The 15226-nt window shown below is 70.9% G+C and carries 1 protein-coding gene; it reads left to right on the top strand.

The window, feature by feature from the left end; all coding sequences use genetic code 11:
• The first annotated feature begins 99 nt into the window (after positions 1–99).
• Complete coding sequence (locus tag ACGFNI_RS18010) at positions 100–15219, top strand: SDR family NAD(P)-dependent oxidoreductase (protein WP_393684834.1); 15120 nt, start codon at positions 100–102, stop codon at positions 15217–15219.
• The last annotated feature ends 7 nt before the right edge of the window (positions 15220–15226 follow it).

The raw sequence follows: 15226 nt of genomic DNA, 5'->3' as shown, positions 1-15226 counted from the left end.
CACCCCTTGTTAGCCTGAATCGCGAATTTGCATGATGCAGAGGATTCACTGGAATCCGCTTCTTGCTGACGGGGTCGGGCTATGAATAACACGGCTGTTGTGGGGCACAGTGATTCCTCGCGGGCCGAGGAAGCGATAGCGATTGTCGGCGTATCCTGCCGATTCCCGCACGCTTCATCGGCCCGGCAGTTCTGGGATCTGCTGCGCGGTGGCCGCCATTCGGTCACCGAGGTCCCCGAAGAGCGCTGGAACGCCGAGGAGTTCTACGACCCCGACGCATCCGCCCCCGGCCGTATGAACTCCACATTCGGTTCGTTCCTGGACGGCGTCGACCTGTTCGACGCCGACTTCTTCCGCCTCTCACCCCGCGAGGCCACCTTCATGGACCCCCAGCAGCGGATCATGCTGGAACTCGGGTGGGAGGCGCTGGAGGACGCCGGCGTCCTGGCGGACACGGTGGCGGGAAGCCGGCTCGGCGTCTTCGTGGGCGCGATCTGGGACGACTACGCACGGCTGGTCAGGGGCGCGGCGACCGCGGACGGACACGGGAACGGTGCCCTGGGCGGCGGCGCCCAGCACGCCATGACCGGCATCCACCGCGGCGTCATCGCCAACCGCCTGTCCTACTTCCTCAGGGCACAAGGCCCCAGCCTGACGGTCGACACCGGCCAGTCGTCCTCCCTCGTCGCCGTCCACCTCGCCTGCGAGAGCCTGCGCAAGGGAGAGTCCGACCAGGCCATCGCCGGCGGCATCAACCTCACCCTCCTCGCCGAGAGTTCCGTCATCTCCGCCAAATGGGGCGGCCTCTCGCCCCACGGCCGCTGCTTCACCTTCGACGCCCGCGCCGACGGCTACGTCAGGGGCGAAGGCGGCGGAGCCGTGCTCCTCAAGCCGCTGTCACGCGCGCTGGCCGACGGCGACCGCATCTACTGCGTGATCCGTGGCAGCGCCGTCAACAACGGCGCGGGCAGCAGCATGACCACACCCAGCCCGCAGGCCCAGGAATCCGTGCTGCGCGCCGCCTACGAATATGCCGGCGTGGCACCGTCGGCCGTCCAGTACGTGGAACTGCACGGCACCGGCACCAAGGTGGGCGACCCCGTGGAGGCCGAGGCCCTGGGAGCGGCACTCGGCGCCGTTCCGGGGCGGCGCGACCCGCTGCGGGTCGGCTCGGTGAAGACCAACCTGGGCCACCTGGAAGGCGCCGCGGGAATCACCGGCCTGCTCAAGACCGTACTCAGCCTGACCCACCGCGAACTACCGGCCAGCCTCAACTACGAGACCCCGAACCCGCGCATCCCGCTCGACGAGCTGAACCTGACCGTGCAACGGGAGTCAGGACCTTGGCCGCACGGCGACGAGCCCCTGATCGCCGGTGTCAGCTCATTCGGCATGGGCGGCACCAACTGCCACGTCGTTCTGGCGGAGGCGCCTGCGGCGGGGCGCACCGTCGCAGGGGAAAGGGGCGGGGAGTCCAGCGGTGAGGTTGTCGCTCCGGTGGTGACGCCGTGGGTGGTGTCGGGCCGGTCGGCCGATGCCTTGCGGGGGCAGGCGGCGCGGCTCCGGGAGTTCGTCGCCGACGGTGACGTGAACGCTGGTGAGGTGAGCGCCATCGACGTGGGGTGGTCGTTGGCGTCGTCGCGGTCGGCGTTCGAGCATCGGGCGGTGGTGGTTGCGGAGGGGCGCGGCCAACTGCTCGACGGGCTGGATGTTCTGGCTTCGGGTGGCGTCGCCGTGGGGCCTGGTGTGCCAGGCGCTTCTGGTGGTCCTGGTGTGGTGTCGGGGGCGGTGGTGCCTGGCCGGCTGGGTGTCGTCTTCACCGGTCAGGGTGCGCAGCGGGCGGGGATGGGCCGGGAGTTGTACGGGTCCTTCCCGGTGTTCGCATCGGCTTTCGATGAGGTGTGTGCGCATGTCGACCCGTTGTTGGGCGGGTCGTTGCGTGAGGTGGTGTGGTCGGGTGAGGGGCTGGATGGGACGGGGCTGACGCAGCCGGCCTTGTTCGCGCTGGAGGTGGCGCTGTTCCGGTTGGTGGAGTCGTGGGGTGTCCGGCCGAGTGTGGTGGGCGGGCATTCGGTGGGGGAGATCGCTGCCGCGCATGTGGCGGGGGTGTTCTCGCTCGCGGATGTTGCACAACTGGTGGTGGCTCGGGGTCGGTTGATGCAGGCGTTGCCGTCGGGTGGCGCGATGTTGTCGGTGCTGGCTGCTGAGGATGAGGTAGTGCCGCTGTTGTCCGGTCGTGAGGACCGGGTGAGTGTGGCCGCGGTGAACGGGCCGCGTTCCGTGGTGATTTCGGGTGCGGGTGAGGCCGTCGCGGAGATCGGTGCGCTGCTCCGGGAACAGGGCCGTAAGGTCAAGAAGCTGTCCGTCAGCCATGCGTTCCACTCGCCGCTGATGGATCCGATGCTCGACGAATTCCGTGCCGTGGCGTCCGGAATCACCTTTGCGACGCCGACGATCCCCATGGTTTCCGAACGGGTCACTTCGCCGGAATTCTGGGTCGAACATGTACGGCGGCCGGTGCGTTTCGCGGATGCCGTGCGGGCGATGGAACGGGATGGCGTACGCACCTTCCTGGAAGTCGGCCCGGACGCCGTGCTCTCGGCGATGATTCCGGACTGCTTGAGCGACGCGGGCGAAGCCGCCGCGATACCGCTGCTGCGCCGGGACCGCGCCGAGCCGCTGTCCGCGGTCACCGCGCTGGCTCAGGCATATGTGCGGGGTGCGGATGCCGATTGGGGCGCCCTGTACCAGGGGTCGGGCGCCCGTCGCGTCGAATTGCCGACGTATGCCTTCCAGCGTGAGAGCTATTGGCTGACGGGGCCCGGCCACAGCCCTGTTGCGGCCAATCCGTCGAGCGGGGCGGCTGCTGCCGAAGAACCCAGCGCACGAAGGGGATGGGCGGGCCGGCTGACGGGTCTTCCGGCCGACGAGCGGAAACGGATGGTCACCGAAGAGGTCTCCTCACACATCTCCGCGGTACTCGGATACCCCGACACAAAGACAGTCGAGCTGCGGACGCCGTTCACCGACCTCGGATTCGACTCCATGGCCGCTGTCGAATTCCGGAACGCGCTGTCCGTGGCCACCGAACTCCGGCTGCCGAGTGGCTTGCTCTTCGACTACCCGACCCCACGGGAACTCGTCGAATACCTGCACGATGAAGTACTCGGCGAAGCGACGGAGGCTTCCGTACGGCCTGTTGCGGCTGCCCTCGACGAGCCGGTGGCGATCGTGGGAATGGCGTGCCGTTTCCCTGGCGGGGTGTCATCGCCGGAAGACCTCTGGCGGGTCGTGATACAGGGCGAGGACGTACTGTCGGAGTTCCCGACCGACCGCGGATGGGAACTCGATTCCCTGTACGACCCGGACCCCGATGGCTCCGGCAAGAGCTATGTCACTCGGGGCGGATTCCTTTCCTCAGCGGGCGAATTCGATGCGGGCTTCTTCGGCATCTCACCCCGTGAGGCGCTGGCGATGGACCCGCAGCAGCGGCTGCTGCTGGAGACGGCATGGGAGGCGTACGAGCGGGCCGGCCTCGATCCCGTAGACCACAGGGGCACGGAAACCGGTGTCTTCATCGGCGCCACCGCCCAGGACTACGGCCCGCGCATGCACCAGGCCCCGGACAGCGTCGGAGGGCACGTACTGACAGGCGGAACCGCCAGCATCATGTCCGGGCGGATCGCCTATCAGCTCGGGCTGACCGGCCCCGCGATGACGGTCGACACGGCCTGCTCGTCCTCGCTGGTCGCGCTGCACATGGCCACGCAGGCGCTGAGGTCGGGCGAGTGCTCGATGGCGCTCGCCGGTGGCGCCACGGTGATGTCCCACCCCGGCATGTTCGTGGAGTTCAGCCGGCAGCGCGGGCTGGCGCCTGACGGCCGGTGCAAGGCGTTTTCGGCCGACGCCGACGGGACCGGGTGGTCAGAGGGTGTGGGGATGCTGCTGGTGGAGCGGCTGTCGGACGCCCGGCGGAATGGGCACCGGGTGCTGGCGGTGGTGCGGGGTTCGGCGGTGAATCAGGACGGGGCGAGCAATGGTCTGACGGCGCCGAATGGTCCGTCGCAGCAGCGGGTGATTCGTCAGGCGTTGGCGAATGCGGGTGTGCCGGGTGCCGGTGTGGATGTGGTGGAGGCGCACGGTACGGGGACCAGGCTGGGCGATCCGATCGAGGCTGAGGCGCTGTTGGCGACGTACGGCCAGGATCGGGACGCCAACAGCCCTTTGTGGCTGGGGTCGTTGAAGTCGAACATCGGTCATGCGCAGGCGGCGGCCGGTGTGGGGGGCGTCATCAAGATGGTGATGGCGATGCGGGAGGGTGTGCTGCCGCGCACGGTGCACGCCGATGAGCCCTCGCCGTACATCGACTGGTCATCCGGCGCGATGAAGCTGCTTCGGGAAGAGCACGAGTGGCCCGGGAACGAACCTCGCCCCCGGCGTGCGGCCGTGTCGTCCTTCGGCATCAGTGGGACGAATGCGCATGTGGTGTTGGAGCAGGCGCTGGTGGCGGTGGAGCCGGATGAGGCCGGTGGTGACGCCGTTGTCCCGGTGGTGACGCCGTGGGTGGTGTCGGGCCGGTCGGCCGATGCCTTGCGGGGGCAGGCGGCGCGGCTTCGGGAGTTCGTCGCCGACGGTGACGCGTCGGCCGTGGACGTCGGGTGGTCGTTGGCGTCGTCGCGTTCGGTGTTCGAGCATCGGGCGGTGGTGGTCGGGGAGGGGCGCGGGCAACTCCTCGACGGACTGGGCGCGTTGCTGACCCAGGATGACGACGGCCCTGGTGTGGTGAGAGGGACGGAGGCACCCGGTCGGCTGGGCCTGCTCTTCACCGGTCAGGGTGCGCAGCGCGCGGGGATGGGCCGGGAGTCGTACGCGGCGTTCCCGGTGTTCGCCTCCGCCTTTGATGAGGTGTGTGCGCATATTGACCCGTTGTTGGGTGGGTCGTTGCGTGAGGTGGTGTGGTCGGGTGAGGGGCTGGATGGGACGGGGCTGACGCAGCCGGCCCTGTTCGCGGTCGAGGTGGCGCTTTACCGCTTGCTGGAGTCGTGGGGTGTGCGGCCTGATGTGCTGGCCGGGCATTCGGTGGGGGAGATCGCTGCTGCGCATGTGGCGGGGGTGTTCTCGCTCGCGGATGCCGCTCAACTGGTGGTGGCGCGTGGCAAGTTGATGCAGGCGCTGCCGTCCGGCGGGGCGATGTTGTCGGTACTGGCTGCCGAGGACGAAGTGCTTCCGCTGTTGTCCGGTCGTGAGGACCGGGTGAGTGTGGCCGCGGTGAACGGGCCTCGCTCGGTGGTGATTTCGGGTGCGGGTGAGGCCGTCGCGGAGATCGGTGCGTCGCTCCGTGAGCAGGGCCGTAAGGTCAAGAAGCTGTCCGTGAGCCATGCGTTCCACTCGCCGTTGATGGATCCGATGCTGGACGATTTCCGCTCGGCGATCAGCGGTCTGGAGTTCGCCGCCCCGGGCGTGGCGATGGTGTCCGCGGTGACTGGCGAGTCCGTCACCGACGAGATCGCTTCGGCGGACTATTGGGTCGCGCACGTACGCCGCCCGGTGCGGTTCGCCGATGCCGTACGCGAGATGGAGGGCGAGGGCGTACGGACGTTCCTCGAAGTCGGGCCGGACGGTGTCCTCTCGGCCCTTGTTCCCGACTGTGTCGGTGACTCTTCGGGTTCGGTGGCCTTCCCTGTTCTGCGTCGGGATCGCGCCGAGCCGCAGTCGGCGGTGATGGCTCTGGCTCAGGCTTGGGTGCGGGGCGCAGAGGCCGACTGGGGTGCCCTGTACGAGGGTTCGGGTGCCCGTCGCGTCGATCTTCCGACGTATGCCTTCCAGCGCGAGCGGTACTGGCTGTCGGCGTCGGAGGGCGGGGCGTCGGTGGATGTGGCGTCGGCGGGGCTGAGCGCGGCCGGGCATCCCTTGCTGGGTGCGGCTGTTGAGCTTGCGGACGGCGACGGTGTGATTCTCACGGGTCGTCTGTCGTTGCAGAGTCACCCGTGGCTCGCGGATCACGCCATCCTCGGCACGGTTCTGCTGCCCGGCACCGCCTTCGTCGAACTCGCCCTCCGTGCCGGTGATCAGGTCGGCTGTGACCGCATCGACGAGCTGACGCTCACCGCGCCGCTGATCCTGCCGGACCAGGGCGCCGTCCAGCTCCAGATCGCCGTCTCGGAGGCGGACGAAGAAGGGCGGCGGGAGCTGGGCATTCACTCGCGGCCCGCGAGCAGGGCGCCGGCGGCGGACGGGGGCTCGGACCCGTCCTGGGTTCGGCATGCGCACGGCACGCTGGTGGCGTCACGGACCGATCAGCTCGACAGCGGTGCGGCGGATCTGTCCGTGTGGCCTCCGGTGGACGCGGTGGAGGTGGACACCGACGGGGTGTACGACCGGCTCGCGGCGGACGGTTACGACTACGGTCCGGCGTTCCGGGGGTTGCAGCGGGTGTGGCGGCGCGGTGAGGAGCTGTTCGCCGAGGTCGTTCTGGCTGATGAGCAGCGGTCCGATGCCGGTGAGTACGTGCTCCATCCCGCGCTCCTCGATGCCGCGCTGCACCCGTTGCTGCCCGGCCCGCGCACCGTCGACGCGCACCGTACGACGGAAGAGGACGGTGCGCGGCCCGCCTCCCGGTCGCTGAGCCTGCCGTTCTCCTGGGCCGGGGTGAGCGTGTCCGCGGTCCTCGGCCCGGCCCTGCGCGTGCGGATCGCCCCCGTCGGCCAGGAGACCGTTGCGCTGACCGTTGCCGACGGCGCGGGCACGCAGGTCGCGGCCGTGGAGTCGTTGCTGTGGCGCGAGGTGCCCGCCGACGCGTTGCGTGACGCGGCTCGTGCAGAGGACGACACCTCGCTGTTCCGGGTGGAGTGGAGGAAGACCGCGCCGCAGGCGAGCGCGGCGCAGGGTACGCGGTACTTCCCGGACGTCGATTCCCTGACCGGCGCCATGCGCGGCGGTGGCGGAGAGTCCTGGCCCGAGACCGTCGCCGTGCAGCTTGCCGGGTCCTCCGTCGACGGCGGCGGGCACGATGCCGGTGTGGCGGCGCTCGCGTTGACGCGGCGGACTCTCGGACTGGTCCAGTCATGGCTGTCCGACGAGCGGTTCGCCGCCTCGCGGCTGGTGCTGCTCACGCGAGGCGCCGTTGACGTCGAGAGTGTCCAGAACGCCGAGGGCGCGGGGGCGAGCGGCACCGCCGTCGACCCCGCTCTGGCCGGTGTGTGGGGGCTGCTGCGGACGGCACAGACCGAGCACCCCGACCGGTTCGTACTGGTCGACGCGGACGCACCCGCGAGCGAGGCGCTGCCCGCCGCCCTGGCCGCGGGCGAGCCGCAGGTCGCGGTGCGCGGCGGCGATGTACACGTACCCCGCCTGGTCAGACTGCCGGCTGCCGCATCGGGCTCCGGGCCCGCTTTCGACCCCGACGGCACGGTGCTGATCACGGGCGCGTCGGGACGGCTGGGGGGACTGCTCGCCCACCACCTCGTCCGCGCGCACGGCGTACGTCATCTGCTGCTGCTCAGCCGCCGCGGGCCGGACGCGCCCGGAGCACGTGGCCTGCGCGAGGAGCTGACCGCCATCGGATGCCAGGTCACGCTGGCCGCGTGCGACGCCGCCGACCGTGACCAACTGGCCGCGACCCTGGCCGAGTTGCCCGCCGAGCACCCGCTGACCGCCGTCGTGCACGCAGCCGGGGTACTGGACGACGGGATCATCGGCGCCCTGATGCCGGAACGCCTCGAAAAGGTACTGCGGCCCAAGATCACAGCTGCCTGGAATCTGCACGAGCTGACCCGGCGCACGCGGCTCTCCGCCTTCGTCCTCTACTCGTCGATCTCCGGTCTCATAGGCGCCGCGGGCCAGGGCAACTACGCGGCTGCCAACGCCTTCCTCGACGCACTGGCCGCCCACCGCCGGGCCCAGGACCTGCCGGCGCTGTCCCTGGCCTGGGGGCTGTGGGAACAGAGCGGCGGAATGGCCGAAGGTCTCGGGCGCCAGGACATGGCGCGCATGGCCCGCACGGGCGTGGCGCCGCTCTCCGAACAGGACGGCATGGCACTGTTCGACGCCGCCATCGGCGCACGGACCGGCGAACGGGACACCGCCCTGCTGGTGCCCATGCGCCTCGACACCGAGGCCCTGCGGGCGCGGGCGGATGCGGATGACGTCCCGCCGTTCCTCCGGAGCCTCGCGCCCGGCACCCGACCTCGACGTACCCGGCGTGACCAGCGGAAACGCGAGGCTGCCGGCTCGTCCCTCGTCGAGCGCCTGGCAGCACTGACGGAACCGGAGCAGCGGCGCGCGCTGCGCGAACTGGTCCGCAACCAGGCGGTCGCCGTACTGGGACTCGGCGGAACGGCCGCGCTCCCCGCCGACCGCGCCTTCAAGGACGCCGGTTTCGACTCCCTCACGTCGGTCGAGCTGCGCAACCGGCTCAACTCCGCGACGGGACTGACCCTCCCGACGACGCTCCTCTTCGACTACCCGACCCCCGATGCCATCGTCGGTCTGCTCATGGACCAGTACGTGGACACGCGTGCCCAGGACACCCCGGCCACGACCGCCGCACCGGCATCCGCGAGCCGTGCCACGGCCGACGAGCCCCTCGCGATCGTCGGCATGGCCTGCCGCTACCCGGGCGGAGTGGCCTCCCCGGAAGACCTGTGGCGGCTGGTGGCGGACGGCACCGACGCGATCTCGGCCTTCCCGACCGGCCGCGGCTGGGCCGATGACCTCTACGATCCGGACCCCGACCGTCCGGGCAAGAGCTACGTACGGGAGGGCGGCTTCCTCCACGAGGCGGGCGCGTTCGACCCCGCCTTCTTCGGCATCTCGCCGCGCGAGGCACTGGCGATGGACCCCCAGCAGCGCCTGCTGCTGGAAACCGTCTGGGAGACCTTCGAGCAGGCCGGTATCGACCCGGCAACGGCCCAGGGCACCCGGACCGGAGTGTTCGCCGGCCTGATGTACCACGACTACGCCCCGCCCGTGCACCAGATGCCGGAGGAGCTGGAGGGCATTCTCCTCACGGGCAATACCGGAAGCGTCCTCTCCGGCCGCCTGGCGTACACCTTCGGCCTGGTGGGTCCTGCGGTGACGGTGGACACGGCCTGCTCGTCTTCGCTGGTCGCGCTGCATCTGGCGGCGCAGGCGCTGCGGTCGGGGGAGTGCTCGATGGCGCTCGCGGGCGGCGCGACGGTGATGTCCACGCCCGGCACGTTCGTGGAGTTCAGCCGGCAGCGCGGGCTGTCACCCGACGGCCGCTGCAAGTCCTTCTCCGCCGACGCCGACGGCACCGGCTGGGGCGAGGGTGTGGGCATGCTGCTCCTGGAGCGGCTGTCGGACGCCCGGCGGAACGGGCACCGGGTGCTGGCGCTGGTACGTGGCTCGGCGGTGAATCAGGACGGGGCGAGCAATGGTCTGACGGCGCCGAATGGTCCGTCGCAGCAGCGGGTGATTCGTCAGGCGTTGGCGAATGCGGGTGTGCCGGGTGCCGGTGTGGATGTGGTGGAGGCGCACGGTACGGGGACCAGGCTCGGTGACCCGATCGAGGCCGAGGCGCTGTTGGCGACCTACGGGCAGGAGCGGGACGTCGACAGTCCGCTGTGGCTGGGGTCGTTGAAGTCGAACATCGGTCACACGCAGGCGGCGGCCGGTGTGGGGGGCGTCATCAAGATGGTGATGGCGATGCGGGAGGGGATTCTGCCGCGGACGTTGCATGCGGATGAGCCGTCGCCGCATGTGGATTGGTCGTCGGGTGCGGTGGAGTTGTTGCGGGAGGCGCGTGGGTGGCCGGAGGTGGGGGATCGTCCGCGTCGGGCTGGTGTCTCGTCCTTCGGTATCAGTGGGACGAACGCGCATGTGGTGTTGGAGCAGGCCGCGCCGGAAGAGGCGGAGGCCGGCGACGTTGCTCCGACTCCGGCCGCGGCCGTGACGCCGTGGGTGGTGTCGGGCCGTTCGGCGGAGGCCCTGCGGGGGCAGGCGGCGCGGCTTCGGGCGTACGTGGAGGAGAACGGTTCGCTCTCGGCCGCCGATGTGGGCTGGTCGTTGGCGTCGTCGCGGTCGGTGTTCGAGCATCGTGCGGTGGTGCTGGGGGCGGGCCGCGACGAGCTGCTGTCGGGCCTGGAGGCGCTTGCCTCGGGTGCGGAGCAGGTGCCCGATGCGGTGGGCGGTGTGCGCTCCGGGGTGGTGTTCGTCTTCCCGGGGCAGGGGACGCAGTGGGTGGGCATGGCTGCCGAACTGCTGGCCGAGTCCTCGGTGTTCGCGGAGTGGATGGGCCGGTGTGAGGCGGCGCTGGCGCCGTATGTGGACTGGTCGTTGACGTCGGTCCTGCGGGAGGGTGCCGGGCTGGACCGGGTGGATGTGGTGCAGCCGGTCTCGTGGGCGGTGATGGTCTCGCTCGCGGAGTTGTGGCGTTCGTTGGGCGTGGTCGCGTCCGGTGTGGTGGGACATTCGCAGGGGGAGATCGCTGCGGCTGTGGTGGCGGGTGCGTTGTCGCTGGCGGACGGGGCGCGTGTGGTCGCGTTGCGTTCGCAGGTGATCGGGCGCGTGCTGGCGGGTCCGGGCGGTATGGCGTCCATCGCGTTGCCCGAGGCTCGGGTGCGTGAACGGATCGGCGCGGACGGTCAGGTCGGCGTCGCCGCCGTCAACGGACCGAATTCCACGGTGGTGTCGGGCGATGCGGATGCCATCACCTCCCTCGTCGCCGCCTATGAGGCCGAGGGTGTCAGGGCTCGTCTGATCCCCGTCGACTACGCCTCCCACTCCTTCCAAGTGGAGGGGATCGAGGGCGCGTTGATGGCTTCGCTGGAGTCGTTTGAGCCTCGTGCGTCCGATGTTCCCTTCCACTCGACGGTTGAGGGCCGTGCGATCGATACGTCCTCGATGGATGCGGGGTACTGGTTCCGTAATCTGCGGCAGGAGGTCAGGTTCGGCGAGGTGGTCGAGTCGCTCATCGGGCAGGGGCATGACGCGTTCATCGAGGTCAGTGCGCACCCGGTGCTGACGTACGGCATCGAGGAGACGGCCGAGGCGCTTGGCGCCGATGTGGTCGCGGTGCGGTCCCTGCGCCGGGGTCAAGGGGGCGCGGAGCAGTTCCTGTCGTCGGTGGCCGAGGCGTGGGTACGTGGTGTCGAGGTGGACTGGCAGCAGGTGTTCGCCGGGACCGGGGCCCGGCCGGTGGACCTGCCGACCTATGCCTTTCAGCGCGAGAACTTCTGGCTCGCCAGGGTCGCCGCCGCAGGCGATGTCAGCGCGGCCGGACTGCGCGCCGCTGACCACCCGTTGCTGGGCGCCGCGGTGGAGTTGGCCGACGGGTCCGGAGTGGTGCTGACGGGCCGGCTGTCGGTGGGCGCGTATCCGTGGCTGGCGGACCACGCGGTGCTGGGCAGTGTGGTGGTGCCGGGCACCGCGTTGGTCGAGTTGGCGGTGCGTGGCGGGGATCAGGTGGGCTGCGCGGTGCTGGAGGAGCTGACGCTGGCCGCGCCGCTGGTTCTGCCCGAGCGGGAAAGCGTCCGGTTGCAGGTCGTTGTCGGTGACGAGGACGCGTCCGGGCGTCGTGCGGTGAACATCCACTCCCGCCCCGACGCCGACTCCGGCACCGAGGGCGAACCTTCCTGGACGTGCCACGCCACCGGACTGCTCGCGGTGGACGACGCCCCTCAGCCGCCCGCCCCCTCGGCTGCCTGGCCGCCGCCCGGTGCCGAGGAGGTCGTGCTCGACGGCGCGTACGACCGGCTCGCCCGGCAGGGCTACGACTACGGCCCTGCCTTCCGGGGGCTGCGTCGCGTGTGGCGGAGCGCGGACGAGATCTTCGCCGAGGTCGAACTGCCGACGGAACTACGTTCTGACGCCAAGGCGTTCACCCTGCATCCCGCCCTCCTGGACGCCGCCCTGCACACGCTGCTGCCCGGCTTTTCCGACGAGGGCGAGCCGTCACGTACGGTCCTGCCCTTCGCCTGGGCCGGTGTGCGCCTGCATGCCTCCGGTGCGGCGTCGCTGCGGGTGCGGCTGTCCGTGTCCGCACCGGACAGCGGCGGTGGGGGTGCGGACGCTGCCGCCACCACCTCGGTGTCCCTCGTGGCCATGGACCAGGCGGGGGCGCTGGTGGCGACGGCGGATGAGCTGACCCTGCGGCCGATGGCGCAGGAGGGACGGCTCGCCGCGCGCACCGATGTCACGCACGACGCGCTGTACCACCTCGACTGGACGCCGCTTACCGGCGACGAGGCCGCTGATGGGGGCGCGGGGGATGAACCCTGGTCCGTACTGGGCGCCGACCCGCTGCACCTCGCCGAAGCGCTGACCCCGGCCGAGCCGCTCCCCGTTCACACGGACCTTGCCGCCTTGGCCCAGTCGATCGATTCCGGCGGCAGCTCTGTACCCGGCACGGTCCTGCTGACCGTCGTCACGACGCCCGCCGATGCCGACGCAGGCGCCGATTCCGGCCCTGACGTCCACCTCGCGCAAGGCACGCACGAGGTGGCCCAACAAGTCCTCGACACCGTCCAGTCCTGGCTTGCGGACGAGCGGTTCGGCTCCTCGCGGCTGGTCGTGGTGACGCGGAACGCCGTCGCCACATCGGCCGGTGGCGGCGCCGACGGCCCGGTCGACCTGCCGGCTTCCGCGGTCTGGGGTCTGGTGCGTACGGCGCAGACCGAGAACCCGGAGCGTTTCGCGCTCATCGACACCGACGGGCGGCCCGTCTCGACGGCAGCGCTGTCCGCGGCGATGACGACGGACGAGCAGCAGATCGCGATCCGGAACGGACAGCTCCTGATACCCAGGCTGTCACGGGGCGCGGCCGGACAGGTCCTCGTGCCGCCCCCAGGAGCCGCGCAGTGGCGGCTGGTCCTGGAAGGGAAGGGGACGCTGGAGAACCTCGAAGCCGTCCCCTGCCCGGAAGTGACGGAGCCGCTCGGCCCGGGGCAGGTACGCATCGCCGTCCGCGCCGCGGGCCTGAACTTCCGGGACGTGCTGATCGCCCTGGGCATGGTGCCCGAGCAGCACGCCCTGATGGGCGCGGAGGGCGCCGGCGTCGTGCTGGCGACCGGCCCCGGTGTCACAGGACTGGCGCCGGGGGACAAGGTCATGGGCTACTTCGACGGCGCCTTCGGGCCGGTGGCGGTGGCCGACCGCAGACTGCTCGCCAAGATCCCCGAGGGCTGGTCGTTCGCCCAGGCCGCCTCGGTGCCTGTGGTCTTCCTCACCGCCTACTACGGCCTCGTCGACCTGGGCAACGTACGCCCCGGCGACTCCGTACTCGTCCACGCGGCGGCCGGTGGCGTGGGCATCGCGGCGGTCCAACTGGCCCGCCATCTCGGGGCCGAGGTGTACGGGACGGCCAGCCCGGCCAAGTGGGACACGCTGCGCTCGCTCGGTCTCGACGACGACCACATCGCCCATTCCCGGACCCTGGACTTCCACGACGAGTTCCTGGCCGCCACCGGCGGCGAGGGCGTGGACGTGGTGCTCAACTCCCTGGCGGACGAGCACATCGACGCGTCCCTGCGACTGCTGTCCCCGGGCGGTCGCTTCCTGGAAATGGGCAAGACCGACATCCGCGATGCGGCGGAGGTCGAGGCGGCACACCCGGGGGTGAGCTACCAGGTCTACGACCTGACGGCGCTCGCCCGTACCGAACCGGACAGTGCGGGCGCGGTCCCCGAACGCCTCCAGGAAATCCTGACCGAGGTGCTCGGCCTGTTCGAGCGCGGGGTGCTGCAAGCGCTGCCCGTGACCACTTGGGATGTGCGCCGGGCACCCGAGGCGTTCCGTCACCTGTCCCAGGCCAAGGCCGTCGGGAAGCTCGTCCTGACCGTTCCCGCTCCCCTCGACCCCGAGGGCACGGTGCTCATCACCGGCGCGATGGGCGCCCTGGGAGCCCTCACCGCCCGGCATCTGGTGACGGAACACAAGGCGCGCAACCTCCTGCTCGTCAGCCGCAGCGGGCCCAAGGCCCCCGGCGCCGCCGCACTTGAGGCCGAGCTGCGGGACCTCGGTGCCCGGGTCACCGTCGCCGCCTGCGACGTCGCCGACCGCGACGCCCTGGCCGCCCTGCTGGCCGCCGTACCAGCCGAGCACCCGCTCACCGCGGTCGTCCACACCGCTGGCGTACTCGACGACGGCGTGGTGGCCGCCCTGACCCCGAAGCAGCTGGACACGGTCCTGCGGCCCAAGGTGGACGCCGCCTGGAACCTCCACGAACTGACCCGGGACCTCGACCTGTCGGCCTTCGTCCTCTACTCCTCCTTCGCCGGACTCCTCGGCACGCCGGGCCAGGCCAACTACGCCGCTGCCAATGCCTTCCTGGACGCCCTTGCCGCCCACCGCAGGGCACAGGGCCTGGCTGCCACCTCCCTCGCCTGGGGGCTGTGGGCCCAGGCCAGCGGCATGACGGGACACCTCACCGACGCCGACCACCAGCGGATGGCCAGGAGCGGACTGCTGGCACTGTCCTCGCAGGACGGCATGGCGCTCTACGACGCCGCACAGCGCACCGGCGCAGCCGTCGTCGCCCCCACCCGGCTCGACACCGCGGCACTGCGGGCCCAGGGCGACACCGCCCCCGCCCTGCTCCGCGGCCTGGTCCGCGGCACGGGCGGCGGCGGGGACCGCAGGACCCGGAGGGCGGCAGCCGCGGACACGAACGGGACCGGCGCTGCGCCGTCCCTCCAGCAGCGGCTACAGGGACTGCCGGAACGGGAACGGACACCGTTCCTCACGGACCTGGTCCTCGCCCAGGTGGCCACGGTCCTGGGGCACAGCGGCGCCGACAGCGTGGCAGGGGACCGCGCGTTCAAGGAACTCGGCTTCGACTCGCTCACCGCCGTCGAACTGCGCAACCGACTGGGCGCCGCCACCGGACTCCGGCTGCCGACCGCAGTCGTCTTCGACCATCCGACGGCCGGCGGACTGGCGCAGTACCTGCGCGAGCAGTTCGTACTCGACGAGGTGTCCGCGGCGGAGCCCGTGCTGGCCGACATCGAACGCCTGAAGAGCACGCTGCGCGCGGCGGTCGCCGAAGGCGACAGCGACGGCGACCGCGAACGGATGATCAACGGACTGCGGGAACTGCTGGCCATCTGCGGCACCACCCACGGCGCCCGCAGCACCGGAACGACGGGAATCGGCGCCAACTCCGGCGCCGCGCACTCCACTTCCCGTTCCGGCACCGACGCACCCGACATCGATTCCGCCAGCGACGACGAGCTGTTCGCGCTGATCGACGAACTCGGCTGACCGCAAC

The sequence above is a fragment of the Streptomyces sp. NPDC048644 genome (assembly GCF_043199105.1).
GTDB lineage: Bacteria > Actinomycetota > Actinomycetes > Streptomycetales > Streptomycetaceae > Streptomyces.
The sequence above is the reverse complement of the archived record's forward strand: the minus strand, read 5'-3'. Positions and strand labels throughout refer to the sequence as shown.